This is a genomic window from Cobetia sp. SIMBA_158 (genome assembly GCF_046566945.1).
Classification (GTDB): domain Bacteria; phylum Pseudomonadota; class Gammaproteobacteria; order Pseudomonadales; family Halomonadaceae; genus Cobetia; species Cobetia amphilecti.
Map to the genome: position 1 here is coordinate 593,106 of NZ_JAWJYL010000001.1, position 18,269 is coordinate 611,374.

Annotated in this window: 15 protein-coding genes; 11 read left to right on the forward strand and 4 right to left on the reverse strand. The window is 59.8% G+C overall.

What is annotated here, in order from left to right; all coding sequences use genetic code 11:
* The first annotated feature begins 240 nt into the window (after nucleotides 1–240).
* From R2R70_RS02770 to R2R70_RS02795, 6 genes are all read left to right on the forward strand, one after another.
* Entirely contained in the window at nucleotides 241–3,618 is a 3,378-nt protein-coding gene (locus R2R70_RS02770) for a hypothetical protein (RefSeq protein WP_410977208.1), read from the forward strand.
* Nucleotides 3,619–3,704: 86 nt separating this feature from the next.
* Nucleotides 3,705–4,883, forward strand: a complete 1,179-nt coding sequence (locus R2R70_RS02775) for a hypothetical protein (RefSeq protein WP_410977209.1) — start codon at nucleotides 3,705–3,707, stop codon at nucleotides 4,881–4,883.
* Nucleotides 4,883–6,127 carry a carboxypeptidase-like regulatory domain-containing protein gene (locus R2R70_RS02780; protein WP_410977210.1) on the forward strand — a complete coding sequence of 415 codons (1,245 nt, stop codon included), beginning with the start codon at nucleotides 4,883–4,885 and terminating at the stop codon, nucleotides 6,125–6,127. The genes R2R70_RS02775 and R2R70_RS02780 overlap by 1 nt, the downstream gene beginning before the upstream one ends.
* Nucleotides 6,124–6,525: a hypothetical protein gene (locus R2R70_RS02785; RefSeq protein WP_410977211.1), complete on the forward strand. Its 402-nt coding sequence runs from the start codon at nucleotides 6,124–6,126 to the stop codon at nucleotides 6,523–6,525. Before R2R70_RS02780 ends, R2R70_RS02785 begins: the two co-directional genes overlap by 4 nt.
* A gap of 8 nt (nucleotides 6,526–6,533) precedes the next feature.
* Complete coding sequence (locus R2R70_RS02790; RefSeq protein WP_410977212.1) at nucleotides 6,534–8,621, forward strand: hypothetical protein; 2,088 nt, start codon at nucleotides 6,534–6,536, stop codon at nucleotides 8,619–8,621.
* 42 nt (nucleotides 8,622–8,663) lie between these two features.
* Nucleotides 8,664–8,885 (forward strand): hypothetical protein, encoded by a 222-nt coding sequence (locus R2R70_RS02795; RefSeq protein WP_043336619.1) that lies wholly within the window; start codon nucleotides 8,664–8,666, stop codon nucleotides 8,883–8,885.
* Nucleotides 8,886–9,327: 442 nt separating this feature from the next.
* On the opposite strand, the gene R2R70_RS02800 is transcribed toward R2R70_RS02795, so the two are convergent.
* The 3 genes from R2R70_RS02800 to R2R70_RS02810 all read right to left on the reverse strand — a co-directional run bounded on the left by R2R70_RS02800 (nucleotide 9,328) and on the right by R2R70_RS02810 (nucleotide 12,662).
* Nucleotides 9,328–9,933, reverse strand: a complete 606-nt coding sequence (locus R2R70_RS02800) for a hypothetical protein (protein ID WP_410977213.1) — start codon at nucleotides 9,931–9,933, stop codon at nucleotides 9,328–9,330.
* Nucleotides 9,934–10,476: 543 nt separating this feature from the next.
* Nucleotides 10,477–10,944 (reverse strand): thermonuclease family protein, encoded by a 468-nt coding sequence (locus tag R2R70_RS02805; RefSeq protein ID WP_410977214.1) that lies wholly within the window; start codon nucleotides 10,942–10,944, stop codon nucleotides 10,477–10,479.
* A gap of 548 nt (nucleotides 10,945–11,492) precedes the next feature.
* Nucleotides 11,493–12,662: a glycosyltransferase gene (locus R2R70_RS02810; protein ID WP_410977215.1), complete on the reverse strand. Its 1,170-nt coding sequence runs from the start codon at nucleotides 12,660–12,662 to the stop codon at nucleotides 11,493–11,495.
* A gap of 215 nt (nucleotides 12,663–12,877) precedes the next feature.
* On the opposite strand from R2R70_RS02810, the gene R2R70_RS02815 reads away from it, so the two are divergent.
* Entirely contained in the window at nucleotides 12,878–13,819 is a 942-nt protein-coding gene (locus tag R2R70_RS02815) for a methyltransferase domain-containing protein (RefSeq protein ID WP_410977216.1), read from the forward strand.
* Nucleotides 13,820–13,900: 81 nt separating this feature from the next.
* Complete coding sequence (locus R2R70_RS02820) at nucleotides 13,901–14,956, forward strand: methyltransferase (protein ID WP_410977217.1); 1,056 nt, start codon at nucleotides 13,901–13,903, stop codon at nucleotides 14,954–14,956.
* A gap of 60 nt (nucleotides 14,957–15,016) precedes the next feature.
* Here R2R70_RS02820 and R2R70_RS02825 read toward each other — a convergent pair whose 3' ends face one another.
* Nucleotides 15,017–15,556: a GreA/GreB family elongation factor gene (locus tag R2R70_RS02825; RefSeq protein ID WP_410977218.1), complete on the reverse strand. Its 540-nt coding sequence runs from the start codon at nucleotides 15,554–15,556 to the stop codon at nucleotides 15,017–15,019.
* A 188-nt stretch (nucleotides 15,557–15,744) separates the two neighbouring features.
* Here R2R70_RS02825 and R2R70_RS02830 point away from each other — a divergent pair, with 188 nt between their 5' ends.
* From R2R70_RS02830 to R2R70_RS02840, 3 genes are all read left to right on the forward strand, one after another.
* Nucleotides 15,745–16,434, forward strand: a complete 690-nt coding sequence (locus tag R2R70_RS02830; protein WP_410977219.1) for a tetratricopeptide repeat protein — start codon at nucleotides 15,745–15,747, stop codon at nucleotides 16,432–16,434.
* Between the two features lie 389 nt (nucleotides 16,435–16,823).
* Nucleotides 16,824–17,462: an NUDIX domain-containing protein gene (locus R2R70_RS02835; protein WP_410977220.1), complete on the forward strand. Its 639-nt coding sequence runs from the start codon at nucleotides 16,824–16,826 to the stop codon at nucleotides 17,460–17,462.
* Nucleotides 17,463–17,807: 345 nt separating this feature from the next.
* The gene (locus tag R2R70_RS02840) at nucleotides 17,808–18,254 is read left to right on the forward strand and encodes a DUF1249 domain-containing protein (RefSeq protein WP_043337025.1); all 447 of its coding nucleotides are present in this window, start codon (nucleotides 17,808–17,810) and stop codon (nucleotides 18,252–18,254) included.
* Nucleotides 18,255–18,269: the final 15 nt, after the last annotated feature.

The following is an 18,269-nucleotide window of genomic DNA, read 5'->3' on the forward strand; positions in this document are numbered from 1 at the left end:
AACTCCTAAGTAAGTACGACTGTTTGCTAAATCATGATAGTTCACCACATCAATATCGGAACTATTTCAATGAGAGTCAAAAATAATTTAATTTAAGATGATCATCTAGACGAAAGGGTATTTAACAAATATTCAACGTGATTTCACATCAGTTTAGGAGTTATAGATGAATTTGAGTAATTGGCAAGAGAGCTAACAACTTAATATCACTCAAAAATATATTTTATTGGAGCCAGCCACATGGCCGACGACACGATTCACAGCGGCGACATCCGCATCCTGCAGTCTGAGCGCATGACCGACAACGCCGATGGCGGTGGCCGGCTGACTGGCCGCCCCGTGACCGATGGCGCGAGCAATGACATCTTTGATGACATCTCTGATCTTGATCGCGCGGCGGGGCGCACCTCGCTGCGCAAGGTCGGGGCCGGCGTGCTGACCGACAACACCGCCCAATATTTCGGCGCGCACGCGATCATTGACCAGGTGCCGGCTGATCCGAATGTCAGCGTGGTGATGTTCGATACCGGCTCGCCATCTGATGAGCGTGCCGAGTCCCGCGATTATGTCGAGAGCTATGTGACCGCCGGCGCGACCTCGCGCATGACGCTGCTGGGCGATCAGCTGGCCGGACAGCGCAGCATCATCACTTTCCAGATGCCAGAGGCCACGCTGCCCGATCTGGGCGATGTGCTGGCGCTGATGACCGAGCAGGGCGATGCTGCCGGCGAGGTCCAATATGTGCGCATCTCAGAGATCGACCACGAGATCAGAACGTTTGAGTATGAGAACGGCAGCAACGTGCAGACGTTCGAGCGCCGCGTGCTGACGCTGGGGCTATCCACTGCGCTGCGCCAGCGCGTCTATGGCGTGCAGCCCAAGCCTGGCACCCTCGACCCCGATACCGTGATCCGCGAAGGGCAGAGCACCGATGCCGCCCGTTACTATGGCGTCAGCACTCTGACCCAGCCGGCCACCTTCGGGGCCAATAGCGTCACCGTGGCCAGCACCTATGCGCCGCTTGTGCCGGCGACCACCACCGAGCAGGCGGTGACCGATGTGCAGGTAGGCGGCACGGCCACCATCAGCGTCAGCAGCGGTGGCTCGACCTTCGAGGTGGCGCAGATTGCCAGCACCACCCAGATCGCTATCGAGCTGAATAACCGTGGCTTCACCTATGTCAGCCGCCTGGACCCGCTGCCGGCACCTGGCAGCGTGGTGATCGCTTATCGCTCGCTGGGCAAGTGGTATGAGCTGCGCGACGATGACGCCAATGGCGATCTCAGCGGCAGCGGTGCGGGGCGCGTGGACTACGCCACCGGATCTGTCAGCGTGACACTGGGCGGCCTGCCGGATGTCGGCAGTTCGGTGCTGTTCAGCTGGGGAACGCCAGCCCACTATGAGGACCGCGCCGGCCAGGCCACCATCGACAAGCCATGGATGACGTTCGTGCTCGATCACGCCGGCGTGATGCCTGGCAGCGTTACCGTGCGCTGGATCTCTGGCGGCAGCGAGAAGACGGCCACCGATGATGGCCTGGGGAGCCTCAGCGGCGCAGCCACCGGCCGCGTGGTCTATGGCTATGCCGACGGCAGTGGCGCGCCCCAGCCTGGCGAGGCGTATGTCGAGTTCAATGGCGACGCCTTCCCAGATGCCAGCACCCAGGTCGAAATCGAATATGACTATGGGGCACCGAAAACCGAGCAATTCCTGCCGTCTGCCAACGGGGCCGGCCTGGTCAGCCTCAGCATCAGCGATGCGCCGGTGCGTCCTGGTAGCGTGGCCATCACCTGGTCGGTGGTGCGCACCTGGTCGAGCAGCGAGAGCGAGTCGCGTAGCAGCCCGCGCACCGGCACCTGGGAGACTGTCGAGCAGAATGGCGGCGAGGCCGATGTCACCTGCACCATCACCGATGATGGGCAGGGTGGCTTTAGTGGCGGCTGGGAGGGCAGCATCGACTACGCCACCGGCGCGGTGACTTTCGAGGTCGAGAAGGTCCGCGAGGTCAGCGAGTGGGATGATGGCGACGCCACGCACCGCGAGTGGGGCAGCAAAGAAAAGCGCGACGTTTTCGAGAATGGTTCGAGCGTCTGGCTGACCAGCCAGCTGGACAGCGCCGCCCCGACTACCCACACCATCACCCAGGATCTCGCCCCGCTGGATGTCGAGCTGATGCCCCTGCTGCAAGATAGTGTCGTGCCTGGCACGCTGTCGTTCATCTTCCGAGGCGATACGTTCATCGACCGCCAAGGCAGTCTCTATCGCAGCGTGACCAGCAACGGGGCCGGCGTTCTCGCGGGGACCATCGACTATGGCACCGGCGATGCCCGCATCACCGACTGGCCGAGCGGCACCAGCGCCACCATCACCGTCAAAACGCTGGTGAGCACCTTCGGCACCTGGACGCTCGATGAGGCGTATTTCCGCACGCCAGGCTCGCCGCTGCAGGTGGGTGGTCTGCTGATCCAGGCCACGACGCTCGACGGCCGCTCGATCACCGGCCAGGCGGCACTCTCTGGCGAGATCGAGGGTGACGAGATGGCAGGCTCTGCCAGCTTCGAGACGGGGGTGGTGCGCGTGACCTTCGGCAAGCTGGTCAGCAATGACAGCCTGAGCGCTGCCGAGCGCGCCGAATCCTGGTATGACGCCACCGCGGTGGATGATGCCGGCATGATCTGGCGGCCCACCCAGGTGATCCCGAGCACCGCGCGTTTCAATGCCGTAATTCTGACCACGCTGCCGCTCGAGGCTGAGCTGATCGGCATCGACCCCGTGCGCCTGCCCAGCGATGGCCGCGTGCCCATCTATCGCGCCGGCGGCGTGGTGGTGGTGCATCACACCGGCCGCGCCCCGTTCCCGCTGGGGATCGGTGGCGGCACCACGCTGGATGTCGGCCGCTCGCGGCTGGCCAGTCTGGTGGTGGAGGACGCCACCGGCGAGGAGGTGCCAGCCACCCAGTACAGTGCAGACCTCGACGCCGGCACCGTGCAGCTCGCCGCGCCTGACACTGCCACCCACCCCGAACCCTGGTACGCCCTGCACCGCGTCGAGGACATGCTGCTAGTGGGTGACGTGGATCTATCGGGGGCGCTGACGCTCAAGGGCAATTTGAGCCACGACTACCCCGCGAGCGATACGCTGGTCAGCGCCGCGATGGTGGCCGGCGATCTGCAAGCGCGCGTGGCTGATTTCTTCGATCTCTCGAGCTGGGATCGAGACTGGAGCAAAGACGACAACGATGGCGCAGATGGCACCCTGGCCGAGTACAACGTGACCACCTACCCGCCCATCATTACCAATCGCGGGGCCATCACTGAGGATTGGGCGCTGATCTTCACCGGCTCAAGCACGTTCCGCATCATCGGCCGCACCGTGGGCGAGATCGGCGTGGGCAATATCAATGAGGACACGTCGCCTACCAACCCGAATCAGGGCGTACCCTATTGGACGCTCAAGGCGGGCGGATTCGGGGCCGGCTGGGTGAATGGCAACGTGATCCGCTTCTCGACCATCGGCGCGAGCTTCCCGATGTGGCTGGCGCGCGTGATCCTGCAGGGGCCGGCCAGCGGCCAGCAAGACAGCTTTAGGCTGCAGATCCGTGGCAACGCCAACGCCTGACCGTAGCCGGCAGGCGCAACCCTCTATCCCTATCCCTCAACCGCCCAGCCACTTGCTGGGCGGCCTTGTTTCTGGAGACGTTCAAGATGGTCGATTATCCCGTGAAGTGGTTCAGCAATGACATGGGTGGCGCGCCGGTGCTGGGTGATACCGCTGCCGGTGATTTCATCGCGCTGCTCAAGGCGTGCTTGGTGACGGGCTTCAATGTGACGCCGGTGGCAAGCGCTACCTATGAGGCCGAGAGCGGCGAGGTGCTGGTAACGCTGACCACTGGGCATGGCTTCAAAGCCTGGCAGGTGATCGAGATCAGCGGGGCAGACCAGGAGAGCTACAACGGCCAGCACCGCGTGACGAGTATCGGCAGCGACTGGGTGCGCTATGTGCCCGACGCTGCGCCCAGCGTGTCACCAGCCACCGGCACCACTATCGAGATCAAAGCGGCACCGGTGGGCGGCTGGCAGGTTGATGCTGAAAATGTCGATACCCATAAGCTGGCACTTTCTCGCATGGCAGCAGATGCAACGGATATGACCTTTATCATCGCTAATGGAGAAGAAGAAGGGGAGCGGCCAACAGGAGGCGAGATGGTGGCGAATGTTCGGGTTTGCGAGTCATTTACTGATCTCGATACTTACACCGAAGTCGCTAGACAATACTGGCCAGCAAGCAGTAATTATGCGTCGGCTGAATGGTTCATGGTGGCTGATGGCTATATTATTTATTGGGTGATCCGCTATGGCTCATCAGGAAAAAGAAGCGCAACAGTGCTTGGGGACATAGTGACCGTGAGGCCAGGCGATGCGTATCATTGCATCATTAACGGTATCCAGAGTGGCAGTAATAGCGATTGGAATGGGAGTGAGAGGTATTATTCCGATCTTGCTAGGTTTGGCAGCACCGAGCGCCGCAGTATTGCCCGTGCATATCACCAACTGCCAGGCAATACTGTTTGGAAAATGCAGGGCATAGGTGATGGGTTTGGCAATACCATGGACTACCCAACGCCACAAACAAATGGATTCTACGTTAATGCTAGCAAATTGATGATTATCGAGTCAGGTGGATTGCGAGGCTTTGCGCCTGGACTAGTTCAACCCTTGCAAACGTCAAGTGCTTATCATGGCGCTGTTATTGATAATTTGCCCAACTTCGAAGGCGTGCCCATAATCTTTTGGCTCATGATGAATTATGATTATGATTCCTCCGATGGCAGTGAGGTGCTGGTCGGTTTTCGTCTCGATAGCTGGAGAGGTGAGGTTGGCTAATGAGCATTCATCGTGTGGCATTAAACGAGCCAGACCCATCACTAGATGGCGCATGGTTTTATGATTCAGTCAATGGGGCACTTCGAAGCGATGACATTGATGATAGTGAAAGCACAACGCTAACTATTAACCCTTTCGCTGGTGCGGCAGCTGGGCACAGTGCCGTAAGAGTAATCATTAATACTCGGGTAAGCTCCGAGGGTAATTATGACAAGCTGTTTATTAGCGGGCCTGGGTATCAGCAGAATTACTCTGGCGAGCAAGACTGGGTTGAGAGTTCTTTTGTTATATCTGATGGTGAAGTCATAACATTAGAATACCGAAAAGATACCAGCTCCTCAAAAGGAGACGACTCTGCCTTTATTAATCTAATTGAATACCGATATGGTTCTGAGGTTCCGGCAGAGATTACCGACGATAACTATAGTGGCGATTGGTATTTCGATATAAATGAGGGAGCGTATAGAAGTGCTAATATAGGGCATGACAAAACTTCCTCAATGCATCTGGATCTCAAAGGCATGGGCGTTAATGACCTGGTTCTGGCCATTCTCGAGGTTAGGGCGAGCATGGAGGAAAACGCCGATAATCTTGTGATCAGCCACGATGAGGGGGACATAGAAGTAACAGGAGATAGTGGCTGGGTGCGCGTTGCAGTGGCCGTTCCTGAAGATGGCGTAATTACACTGTCATACGTCAAGGATAGTTCTGTTACGCGGTACTTGGATGCTGCCTTTATTAAAGCTGTTTATCTCGTGGATGGCGGTCTAGAGGCCGAGCCAGTGGCGTTTTTCTCAATAGGTGCGCAGGGAGGTCTGCCCGCATTAGGATTCAACCCGTTCGCATCGCCCCGAGTTCCTAACCCGTCAGCAATATCGGCCTCCGGCCTTAGCTTGATAAGGGTGGTTATTGGTAGTGCCTCTGGGCTTGGGGCCATTGACCAGATCGACGGCAGCGGTGCCAATGGCACGCCGACTGGCGGCGTCTCAGATCCCGCCCGCATGGGCGTCATTGCCGGCACCGTGCTGGACATCCAGGCCCAGCCCGTCAGCCGGCGGGTGCGAGTGCATGAGCGGGCCACTGGGCGCATCGTGCGCGAGACGTGGAGCGATGCCGATGGCAAATACCGTTTCACGGACCTCGACCCGCGCCGCGCGTTCTACGTGATGGCCTTCGATCACACCCTGCAGCAAAACGCTGTCGTGTCAGACAATGTGCATTCTGAGGTGGAGGACGGCCCGTGATCAATTTCTCGACAAGCGTGAAAAATGCGCGCCTGGCGGCCATCGCCGGTGCGATAGATGCCGGCGATTCGCCGGCGTCATTCGTTGTGTACTCCGGCACCCGCCCCTCGCCTGGCGCTGCCGTCACCGATCAGGTGGCGCTGGCCACGCTGGAGGTGCCCCAGCCATTCGCCGCCGATCTCTCTGGCGGCGTCCTGACGGGGGCAGCCTTTGAGGAGGTGATGGCCGACGCTGATGGCGAGGCCACCTGGTCGCGCCTGGTCGATGGCGCGGGTGCGTGGGTGATGGATCTGGATGTCGGCATCGAGGGATCTGGTGCTGACGTGACCATCAGCTCGACAACGATTTATCGCGGGATACTGACGCGGATCAGCCGCATGGTATTCGCTGAGGGCTAGGGGGCACCGTGAGAGAGATCAGGCTGCAGTTTGTCCAGGGGCTTGCGCCCTGGAATGCGCGAGCGCTCGAGCTGCGCCTGGGTGGCGATCCTGGTTTGCTGCTGCTGTTCGCCGGTGACTATGCGCCGCCGGCGGGTGGCAATGTCGTGCTGGGCTTCGGCGGTGCCACTGAGGCGGTGGAGCTGCCGCGCGAGCTGGTGCTCGATGCTCAGCTGACGCCGCCATCCCTCGATGCTCGACTCGCCCAGGGTGGCGCTATCGAGATCGCGGCCAGCCTGGTGATGCCAGTGACCACCGTGCGGGCGCAGCTCGAGCTGATCCAGTCGCTCAGTCTGGAGGCGACCACGCCGCCGGTGACGGCAGAGATCCGCGTCGAGCATGGTGTCAGCCTTTCACTGGTGGCCACGCTGGGTGCGCCGGCGGTAGTCGATGTCGCGCTGACCCGCGAGATCAATGTCTTTCGAGGGCCATCAGATAGTGCCGGTGCCCGCTTCGAGAACGCGGTCCCGCTCGAGGCCCAGGGCAGCACCCGCTGGGAGCAGCCTGCTCGCCCCTATGGTGCCACCGCGTCAGGCTTCGAGCAGGGCGCGACGCTTGCGGCCAGCCAGGGTGGCCAGTGGTCGGCACGGCCCCGCACCGATGCCATCAGTGGCTCGCGGTGGGAGCAGGCCGAGCGCATCCTGGGCACGATCAGCGTCAGCTCATGGCTGAGTCTACCGCGTGCGCGCAGATCCTCGCGGCCGCTATGGGAGCAAGGGCAGGGCATCGCAGCTGCTCGCTCGAGCGGCTATCAGCACCCGCCTCGCAATGATGCCCGCCTGCGCTCGCGCTATGAGGAGGCCCGCACCCTCGAGCCGGTGACGATGGATGTGCCCTATCAGCAAGGGCGCACCACTGGCGACGATTGGCGCGTGCCCTGGGAGCAGGCCCGCCGGCCTTCGCCTGGCATCGACTTGCCGCCTGAGCCGCTCGAGCCGCCAGATCCGCTCGAGCCGGTGGAGGGCAGCACCACCCTGCAATTCTGCCACGCCATGCCGAGCGCCCCATGGGTGCTGCAGTTCGGTCTGACGTGTGAGATACCCACCCCGACCATTCCCGTCAAGAGGCTCTATATCGTGCAAAACTCCGCGCGCCTGGTGCGCCTCTCCGATGGCCTGGAGCTGCCGGCCACCCAGATGACGCTCAGCATCGACGCTGACAGCTGGGCATGGTCATTCTCTGCCGGCCTGGCAGGGCGTGACGCTCAAGCGCTGGTGACCGGCACCGATGGCCAGCCGGTGGAGGTGATGGCCGAGATCAATGGCGAACAGTGGCGGTGCCTGGTGGATGGATGGCGACGCTCCGAGAGCTGGCAGAGCCATAGCGTGACCATCAGCGGCCGCTCGCTTGCGGCGTACCTGGGCGCGCCCTACGCCACCGCGCGCAGCTACACCGAGGACAGCCAGGCCACCGCCTCGCAGCTCGCCCGTGCTGAGCTGCCAGAGGGCTGGTCACTGGATTGGCGCATGACTGACTGGGTGGTGCCCGCCGGCGCGTGGAGTTATGACAGCCTCGCGCCCATCGACGCCATCTCGCGGATCGCTCAGGCGGCCGGCGGCTATGTGCAGGCCCACCAGCAGGATCAGACCATCATTGTCGCGCCACGCTTCGAGGCAGCGCCCTGGCGCTGGGCTGAGAGCGAGGTCGATCTGGCGGTGCCCCGTGACATCATCACCCAGCTGGGCAGCGATCAGCAGCCAGGTGATGCCCGCAATGCCGTTTGGTTGCATGGCGACACCGGCGGCATCCAGGCCCAGATCATCCGGCAGGGCACCGCCGGCGATCAGCTCGCGCCCACCGTGGTGGATGCCCTGATTACCGATCAGGCACCGGCGCAGTCGCGCGGGATCGCAGAGCTGGCCGCAACCCTACGCCAGAGCACCGAGAGCCTGCAGATGCCCCTGGCGGCCTCTCTGGGCGGCCTGCTGCTGCCTGGCATGATGATCGAGTGCGATGGCTGGCGTAGTGTCTCGCGTGGCGTGAGCGTCAGCGCAAGCCTGCAGGGGCGTGCCCTGAGCGTGCGCCAGTCCATCGAGCTGCAGAGATTCCATCTGTGATGGCGTCGTGTGGTATCAGTTCAAACAAAGGAGGGGGATAGCATGGCCAATCCATATCGCCGCCTGCTGGCGTTGCTGCCGACCACGCCGCGCCAAGTAGGCGAGGTGATCAGCGTCAGCGGCTCGCGCGTTCGCGTGGATCTGGTAGGGGGTGGGGTGCGCACCTGCCAGGGCGATGCCCAGGTGGGTGGCATGGTCTACGTGGAGGGGGACCAGATCACTGGCGTGGCGCCGAGCCTGCCGGTGGTGGTGGTCGAGGTGTAGCGAGTGAGCGTTTAGTTATAATAATACAGGTTCGTAAGGGGAGCTCTTAAAAAATAGGTTCTAGGAAAGTTGATTGTTATTGGGGCATAGTTTTGATGCATAGTCCCCCCAAACGTTAACTCCTGTTTGCGCTCTTCTCTCCTTCATTTTATTATGTGATTTGGTGTCATAAGAGAGTCAATGCATATAGTTGTAAATATTATGATTGCATGTAAGATTTAATGTCTTATGATGGCGTTAAGTTGCATATAATCTCAGAGAATTATTTTTTGTATTCTATCATGTGACTAAGATAAGATTACACAATAGTCTGCCTGCTGACTATTGCGATAAGTGTTAGTGTTAGCGGTTTTATTTTACTTATCATAAGTTGATAAAGCTGTAGCGCTATTTCTGAACTAGGTGTTATGTCGATAGTTTATATTGTCTTAATTACTTGGGTTTATAAGACGGGTTTACCATATTTTTGTTCAAAATTAACAAATATGCGCTCTTCTTCAGAGTTGAATTGCTCGGCAGACAATGGAAATGAATATTGAAGTTCGCTGTTCTCAAGATATAGGTCACAGTATATGACTATATAGGCACTATATCGACACATTGAGTCATTAGCTTCAATTAATCTGATGCGATTTATTGCTTCGCTGCTATCAGAGTTATTGAAAGCCGAACTTTGATCTCTATAATGTTTCGAGTAAGTTTCAATAGAGTTCAATGCTGAGATTTCATGAGTAGATAGTTCTGCTGATATTTGAAGGTCGATATTTTTTATAAGACCGATGTCGATAGACTCTTTGAATGTTACAGTGCCTGTTTCTCTTAATTTATTTTTATTTTCATTAGCTGAGTCTATAGCCTCTAGAGCGTCTTTTTTTATACTAAAAATGCTTTGGTTAATGAATTCTTTCCTGCGTTTTATTATCTTGTTTTTGGCTTTGCTGGATAATATGTAAGTTGTTATGCTGCCGAGAATAGCTCCGACCAACCCATTGTTGAGCAAACTTATCAACAGTGCAGTCCATTGCTGCGCTTGTTCTAATATATTCATATTTTTAATATCCGTGTGTAATAATTTAAGTTTCTTGGTGCATGGCTATCAAATTTATATGTGGGCGAAGCTCAGTTTAGTTGGTTGTATTAACGATTTTTAAATGTGTTGTATGTTCTTCGATTTTTGTCAAAGGTATAGAATCTAGTCATGCTCAATTGTTGCAAGCGACAGACTGGCATTAAGCACTTGACTCCTTGGTGAGTGGATAGGTTAGTCAATAGGGGCACACTTATGCGTGCGAGTTTATTGCGTCGGCGGGAGAATGTACATGCAGGGTGATACTAGCTGGGCTAAACGCACTAAGTGGCGGGGTAGGTAGCTGGTCGAGGTCCGAGCCTGCCGGTAGTGGTGCAGGTGTGGGGCCGGCAGGAATCGGGCCATCGCTGGGTCGCAGTTTGGGCGCAGAGTGGGACCAAATAACGTCCGTCATGTGGCACATGGATTGTGCTTAGTGGCTGAAATATCTCGAAAGACCTGCTGCCAGTGCAGTCCACAAAATGCCAAAAACGGATTCAAAATCCGCCGCCTGATTGAAGCCTATCAAGCGCTTTCCGGGCACCATTGCTTACCGTGTGTGCCTGCTATGTAAGGTAGAGCAAGTCCATTGCTTAGCAATGCCGCATTCAAGCTCACGCCATCAGCCCATGCTTCGACCAAAGGTCGGTTAAAGCTATCTTGTCCAATCCTCTCAACCATTAGCGGCCCTGTTATCTGGTCCTCAACGAATCGCTTGGCTTGCCTGGCAAGCTCACGCTCATCTGCTCTAGCTGAAGGCGTAGAGCATCGGCTCGAAAGCTCAGGGGTATTCAGTCCAGCTAGCCGAGTCCGATGAATGTTCCATCCGGCGGTGTCCCCAGGGATCAGAATCTCTATGGTGTCGCCATCGATTACGCGAGTAACCAGCACCTCGATGGGCGCCGCCTTTGTCATTGATGCGATGATGAGCAGGGGTAGAGCGATGAATATACGCATCAGTACGCTATTGACCTCGTGTAGACCAACCAGCATCCCATGACGGGAAGTGAGTAGGGAGAGCTTCTATTTTCCCTTTCTCCCTAATCGATTAGCCTAGCTGGTAGCTGCGTGGAAGGATCATCGGCCAGCACAAAGCATCTTGTATGGTGGCGTGTATGGCGTGAGGCAAAACTCTCCAAGAGGCTAGTTGTGACGTGCCTGTATCACTCCTGCAGGGGGCGCCAGCAATCCCACCTTCTGGACGACGTCGTCTGTCCTGCCTTCTGCGTCATCGCCTTATCGTCTTCTCTGTACCGTTCGTTGCGTGCTCGGCCCTTGCTCTGTGAGCAGCGTCTGTCCTGGCTTCAGGCCCGACTTCCGAGCTTGGTTTCCGCACTTGATTACCCTATCCGATACTCGATCAATAATGCCCTGACTCTTGGTCTGGACATCGCATCGCCGTGTCTGTCGATCGCTTTGTCACCCAACCGTCTTGCCAGCCAATCGTCTTGCCAGTCAATCGTCCTGCCAGTTCAGCGTCTCGGGAAGCGCTAGAGCAAGCCCTGCAGGAAAGTCTCTCGATAAATGCAGGGCTTTAGGTGTCAGCGGGAGTTTGATGTCACGGCATCAGTGGGCAGGGACAGAAACTCCTGCATGATGCGGGTATCGCGGAAGCGTTCGATCAGCTCCGGATCCGAGTCGAGTGCCGGCGGGTTGGCGAGGCCTTCGCGAATCTTGGCTGCCAGCGCCTCGATGGAGTCTTCGGAGATCAGGCGCGCTTGATCATGGATCAACACGTTGCGAATGCCGCCGGGGACATCCGGTGCCACGCACGGCGTGCCACAGCACATGCTCTCCACCAGCACGATGCCGAAGGCCTCACTACGCGAACTGAGCACGAACAGACGGGCGTGCTTCATCCACGGGTAGGGGTTCAGGCGGCTACCGATCAGGTGGACCCTGTCGCCGACGCCCAGCTCGCGGATCAATGCTTCGGTGGCTTCCCGCTTGGGGCCATCGCCGACGATGACGAGGTCTTCCTCGATGCCTGAGGCGAGGTATGCCTTGATCAGCACATCCTGACGCTTGACGTCCGAGAGGCGACACACCTGTACCACGTAAGGGCGGGAGGGCAGTTCCACCTCTTCCTCTGCCATGGCGGCGATGGCATCCAGATCACAGACATTGCCGATGGTCGCGAGTCGCGCCGGCTTGATTCGATGCTTTTCCAGCAGGTTTTCCAGTTGCTGGCGCACATTGTCGGTGTTGCACACGACCTGTTTGCCGCTATACAGGCGGCTCAACAGGAAGCGTTGTTGCCAGCCCTCTTTCAGGTCGCCGGGCCATGACACCGCCACCTGCCACAGGCGAGGGTCTCGCCACGACCAGAAGGTCTCGAAGGCGCCCTGGCCGCGCGTGATGACTCGATCGATCGGGCCGTGTTCCTTTTCCAGACGCGCGACGAAACGGCGCAGATAGTGAGCGCCGTAATAGCCTCGCCAGACGTATCCTGAGCCCTTGATCCACGGGCCCAGCAGCAGGCGGGTGAACAGGTCGTAGAGCAGGCCGATGCCCGTCTTGCGAAATGCCTTGTCGAAGTCGACCTGATGAAGGTGCACGCCGGCATCCGGGACGAGTTTCAGTTCGCCCTTCAGTACCAGTACATGGACCTCATGGCCTTCGCGGTGCAAGACATTGGCGAGATTGACGGTATTGCGTTGGATACCGCCGATGTTGAGCTTGCGGACGATCAGCAGGACGCGTTGGCTCATGACCTCCCCCTCCTTCGCTATATGCCGTTCTCTGGTCTCCACGATGCTGGCTTCACTCTACGCCGATCCATTTGGCGGAGGAAATGCGTGGCAGCGGGCCGTCAGCGGCATCAGTGGGCGGTTCATCTGCACCGAGAAGTGCCTTTGGCGAGTGAGTGAGGCATTATCTGCACCATCGCTTCGTCAGTTCTTTCTCCTTCGCCAAGATATTCTTCATGCCTGAGCCGAAAACCTCGTCCCGCGCTGGCGCTTCCCGCGTTCGCCGTGCCACCGCTGATCGTCATTTCGATGGTCTGGCCGACAAGTTCGAACGTGGTTTCTACACCACGGAGCGCGGCCGTGTTCGTCTTGCGCTGACCCAGCGTCTGATGGATGAGCGTTTCTCGCACCTGCCGCCTTCCCCGGTATTGGAAATCGGTGCGGGTCTCGGGCAGACCGCTCACTGGTGGCTCACGCGTGGGCACCATCTCACGCTGGTCGAGCCCTCTGGCGAGATGCGTGAGCGCGCGAAACGCTTCCTGAGCACTGCCGCGCCGCAAGGCCAGGAGCTGTCCGCTGGTTCGACGGCTGATCCATTCCAGGCGGCTCAGGCGGCGTCAGATCCGCAAGTGCCAGGTCAAACCGACGCGCTGTCGAATGATGAGCCGTTCGCTGGGCGACTGGTCTGGGAGGGGGGTGACCTGCAGGGCTTCGCCGCCGCGACTGATCAGCAGTGGCCGGTGGTGGTGTGCCACGCCGTGCTGGAGTGGCTGGTCGATCCGCGGGAGGGTTTTGCATTGCTCGCGGAGTTGCTGGCGCCCGGTGGCGTCATGTCGCTGAGTGTCTTCAATCGCGATGCGCTGGCGTTTTCCAATGTCAGCAAGGGCAATTTCGACAAGGTGCTGGAAGGGCGCCTGGCAGGCTGGGGCACCGGCAAGCGCTTGACGCCCATCTCGCCGCTGCGCGATGGCGAGATACGCCAGTGGGCCGCGGAGGCGGGGCTTGAGGTGCGTGAGCTGACCGGGCTGCGCGTCTTCCACGACTATCTGCGCTCACGCGACCCGCTGAGCGAGGCTGACATGCAGAAATTGCTGGCGCTCGAGTGTCAGCACTGGCGCACGCCCCCCTTCGTCTATCTGGGCCGCTATCTGCACTATGAGCTGGTGCGCCCGGCCTGAGGCGGCACCCGCACAACCGCATTGTTTCGATATCCGGCGCCCTCGCCGTTGTCCGTATCTTCCTACTCTGTTGGAGTCTTCATGTCTGCTCAAACCCCCGCCTGTCAGCTGCTCGAGCGTCAGGACAGTGATTTCCGTGATTGGCTGTGGGTCGCTGCACCGCGTGATGACTGGTGGCTGTCATCGGACCGCCAGCGGCGTGTCTGGGGGCATGACACCGGCATCGTGAATGCCGCGCGGGAAGCCGGGCACCGGGTCAGCCATGCGGTGTCCTTCGCCGATGCGCGAGCTGATGACACCATCGCGCAAGCCGCGGGCGCCATCGTGTTCTGGCCCAAGGCGCACGCGCTGGGCGAATGGTGGCTGGTGGCGCTGTGTCAGGTGTTGCCGGCCGGTACGCCGATCAAGGTGGTGGGCGAGGTCAATGGCGGCATCAAGCGCGCTGAGCGCATCCTCAAGGCGCTGGGATTGACGGCGCGCAAGGACGATACCGCGCGCCGTTGCCAGCTGTGGTCATCTGCCACGCGTGAGTTGACGGCCGAACAGGCCGCCAGCAGTGAATCGCCACTGGCAGTGGCTGGGCAATGGACAGAAGGCTGGGGTGAATTCGAGGCGCTGGAGATGCGACTGACCAGCCATCCGGGGCTCTATGGCAATGCCAAGCTGGACCCGGGTACCGCGCTGCTGCTGGAGAACCTGCCGACCCGTGGCTACAAGCGTGCGCTGGATATCGGGGCGGGTGATGGCATCATCAGCTGCTGGCTGGCGCGCCACGGTGCGCGCGTAATGGCAGGCGATGTCAGTGCCTTCGCGGTGGAGGCGACCCGTCGCAGTCTGGCGCTCAACGGGCTTGAGGCGGACGTACGCCTGAGTGATGTCTTCGCGGCGTTCGAGGGGGAGCGGTTCGAGGCCATCGTGGCCAATCCGCCGTTCCATCATGAGCGCGATATCGATTACGGGCCGGCGGCGCGCCTGATCAGCCAGGCACCGGATCACCTGATGCCCGGCGGCACCCTGACGCTGGTCGCCAACGCCTTCCTGCCGTATCCCGATCTGCTGCAGGCGGCCTTCGGCGAGTTTGAAGTGCTCGCGGAAACGCGCCAGTTCAAGGTCTATCGTGCACGCAAGGCGCGCTGATTCCCTGCGACCTGAGCCTCTGCGGCCTGATTCCCCGCGGCCTGATGCCCAGCTCGCCGCTTACGCCTCCGGCGACTGATAGCGGATGGCCGTGATGATGTAGGTCGTCTTGCCACCCGGCGCGGCCACGCTCACTTCATCATCCAGCCCCTTGCCCAGCAATGCCTGGGCAAGGGGCGCATCGACGCTGATCCAGCGGCGCGGATTGTCGGTCTCATCAGGGCCGACGATGCGAATCTCCATCTCCTCTCCCTGCTCGTCCTCCAGCGCCACGAAGGCCGCGAAATAGACGCGCTCCAGATCCGCGGGCAGGCGATCGACCACCGTCAGCTCATCCAGGCGTTTCTCCAGATAGGCGATCTTGGCGATGGTCTGATTGAGCGCCTTCTTGTTATAGGTGTAATCCGCATTCTCGCTGCGATCCCCCATGGCGGCGGCCTCGCCCGTCTTGCGCGAAAGTTCCGGGCGCCTCACGCGCCTCAGGTGGTCGGCCAGCCCCTTCATCTTCGCGTGGCCCTGCGGGGTAATCACGTTGCTCTTCTTTTCCTGGCGCGGGTCCGTCTTGGGGTCGCGCCAGCGTGTCATGTTGCGACCTTGCATGGTCTGCTCCGCTGGTTCTGTGGGTAAGGCTCAAGGCGTCGTGTGCGATGTTCGCTAGCGTTGAGACCTGCGACCAAGGGTGATTGGCGGCCAATTCAAACGTTCGTTACAGTCAGTGTGTTCGCCGGAGCACTTGCGCGTCACCCATGCTGAATCTGCCAACAATAACGAAAATCAGGGAGCTGTCCATGCCTATGCTGCCATCTTCACACCCGTCTTGCCGTGTCATATCCCGTTGCTGTCGCGTATTGCTCTCCGGGGGCATGGCGCTGGGCATCACGCTGGCCGGCATGACCGGAGCCCATGCTGCCCCGGGCGATGATGACGTCTTCCCGCTCTCCAAGCGCTGGGCACAGATCAATTATCAGGTCTCCGGTGATGCTCAGGAAAAGGGCATGGAGGCCCTGGGCAAGGAGGTGCGGGCGCTGGCGGATCAGTATCCGGACAATGCCCATGTGCTGACCTGGGAAGGCATCATCCTGGCCTCATGGGCCAAGGCGCGCGGTGGCCTGGGAGCGCTGGATCTGGCCAAGGAAGCCAAGTCCACGCTCGAGAAGGCGATCACGCTCGACCCCAAGGGCGACAATGCCTCCGCCTATGTGACGCTTGGCGCGCTCTATGACAAGGCGCCTGGCTGGCCGGTGGGCTTCGGGGACGATGAGAAGGCGGGAGAAGTGCTGCGCAAGGGGCTTGAGGTCAACCCGACGGGCATGGATACCAATTATTATTACGCTGATTATCTGGCCTCCGAAGGCCGTGATGAGGAAGCGCTCAAGCATGCGCGTCTCGCTCAGGACGGGCCGCCGCGTCCCAACCGTGAGCTGGCCGATCAGGAATTGCAGAAAGAGATCGCCGCACTGATCAAGCGCCTGCAGTGAGTCTCCGCCGCCCGTATCGCTTGCATGGCTGTTGGAGGCGGAGGCTGGCTGGAGCGACCATCAGTGGGCCCAGCAAGTGAACGGCAGCACTGGCGTCAGGCGCTGATGTAACACCCCGAATGAATCCCCTGAATTCCTGAGCCCCTAAACCCCAGAGCCCCAGAGCCCCAGAGCCCCAGAGCCCCTGAGCCCCACGGCCCGAGCGGAGATCCCGTTCGGGCCGTGTCGTTTACCGCTCTGTGGATGAGAACTCGCCCAGATGCCTTCAGATGGCGCCTTGAATGGCGCTGATGACTGACTCGGTACGGTGCGGCAAGCAAGTTTGCAGGTGACGGGCTGGCCAGTCTCGCGGCAGGACAGGATAATGCCTGCTCAGCCAAGGAGGATGCATGAGCGAGCAACAAGAGCACGTCGCAGGGCAACAGGCCTTCGCACATGATGATGTCGAACTGGTCGAAGCCAGGGTGTTGCAGGACGGCTTCTTTCGCCTCGAGCAGCGCGAATTCCGCCACCAGCGTTTCAACGGTGGCTGGAGCGATGTGATCCATCGCGAGGTGCATGTCCGTCACGATGCGGTAGGCGTATTGCCCTACGACCCGGTCAACGACCGCGTGGTCTTCGTCGAACAGATTCGTGCCGGCATGCTGGAAGACGCACGCACGCCCTGGAGCCTGGAGCCGATTGCAGGGCTGGTGGACAAGGACGAACAGGCCCATGAGGTCGCGCGCCGTGAGGCGGTCGAGGAGGCGGGGTGTGAGCTGACCGACCTGATCGAACTCTACCGCTACTATCCGAGCCCCGGCGCCTGTACCGAGGAGGTCACGCTGTTCATTGGTCTGTGTGACAGCCGTGGGCTGGGCGGCGTGCATGGTCTGGCCGAGGAGAATGAAGACATCCGCGTGCATGTGCTCGATTTCCAGGCGGCCCTCACGCTGCTGGAACAAGGGCGGTTGGGCAATGCGATGGCCATCATGGCCATGCAATGGCTGCTGCGTGAACGTGCCTCGTTGCGCGTCATGCATGCCTGAGGCAGTGAAGGCGAAGCTTGGCAATCCCCCGCGTCTCACGCAGGCTTCCTCAACCTGCGCGTCAGAGCTGCTATTCTAGAGGCTTGCTGAAAACCGGCAGCCAGCAATGATCACTGTCAGCGCCAGTGTCCGTATCGGTCTCGGTTTTCGTCTCAGCTTCAGTCCCGAGAGCTGGACTCGAGAGTCGATAGCCGAAAGTTGATAGCCGAGAGCTGATCGCCGACAGCCTGAGCGCTGGCGCAGCGCTTGATTTATCGCACGCCGCCCGCATCTTGCCACGCACGATAGCGGGCGTGCTTTGACAGACAACATGCCAATGTTCTGAGATTCGCAAGGAGATCGCCCATGCAGGTCAAGAAAGCCTATGTGGCTGACCTAAAAGCACTCCATGCCGAGTGCGGGTCCAATTATCTGCGCCTCACGCGCATCCTCGGCAAGGCCGAGGCCGGTGACAGCTTCGCCTTCCCGCTGGCGGGCAATCAGGGCCACTTCGGCACGCTGCTGCTCGAGGTGGTCGAATGCGCGCCCTATACCACCATGGTCACGGTCGCCCAGACCGGCGTGCTGGACCACATCATCGATTCGCCGCGCATGAGTGTGCACCTGTACCACGATGTGCGCATGGCGGAGGTCACCGACTTTCAGCGCCAGCGTCACTTCTCAGGGCGCAATCGTTACCCGAATCCGCGCATGCACCAGCCGGACGAAAAGCTTCAGCTCAATCGCTTTCTCGGCGAATGGCTGACCCATGCCCGCGCCTTCGGGCAGGCGGATGTGCCGGAGTTGCCGTGACGCTCAAGGCTGGCA

Coding starts and splice junctions, on each gene's coding strand:
- R2R70_RS02805 (WP_410977214.1), bottom strand. CDS start 10,944: ATGCTGGTTGGTCTACACGAGGTCAATAGCGTACTGATGCGTATATTC.
- R2R70_RS02775 (WP_410977209.1), top strand. CDS start 3,705: ATGGTCGATTATCCCGTGAAGTGGTTCAGCAATGACATGGGTGGCGCG.
- R2R70_RS02795 (WP_043336619.1), top strand. CDS start 8,664: ATGGCCAATCCATATCGCCGCCTGCTGGCGTTGCTGCCGACCACGCCG.
- R2R70_RS02770 (WP_410977208.1), top strand. CDS start 241: ATGGCCGACGACACGATTCACAGCGGCGACATCCGCATCCTGCAGTCT.
- R2R70_RS02810 (WP_410977215.1), bottom strand. CDS start 12,662: ATGAGCCAACGCGTCCTGCTGATCGTCCGCAAGCTCAACATCGGCGGT.
- R2R70_RS02825 (WP_410977218.1), bottom strand. CDS start 15,556: ATGCAAGGTCGCAACATGACACGCTGGCGCGACCCCAAGACGGACCCG.
- R2R70_RS02830 (WP_410977219.1), top strand. CDS start 15,745: ATGCCTATGCTGCCATCTTCACACCCGTCTTGCCGTGTCATATCCCGT.
- R2R70_RS02840 (WP_043337025.1), top strand. CDS start 17,808: ATGCAGGTCAAGAAAGCCTATGTGGCTGACCTAAAAGCACTCCATGCC.
- R2R70_RS02835 (WP_410977220.1), top strand. CDS start 16,824: ATGAGCGAGCAACAAGAGCACGTCGCAGGGCAACAGGCCTTCGCACAT.
- R2R70_RS02800 (WP_410977213.1), bottom strand. CDS start 9,933: ATGAATATATTAGAACAAGCGCAGCAATGGACTGCACTGTTGATAAGT.
- R2R70_RS02815 (WP_410977216.1), top strand. CDS start 12,878: ATGCCTGAGCCGAAAACCTCGTCCCGCGCTGGCGCTTCCCGCGTTCGC.
- R2R70_RS02780 (WP_410977210.1), top strand. CDS start 4,883: ATGAGCATTCATCGTGTGGCATTAAACGAGCCAGACCCATCACTAGAT.
- R2R70_RS02820 (WP_410977217.1), top strand. CDS start 13,901: ATGTCTGCTCAAACCCCCGCCTGTCAGCTGCTCGAGCGTCAGGACAGT.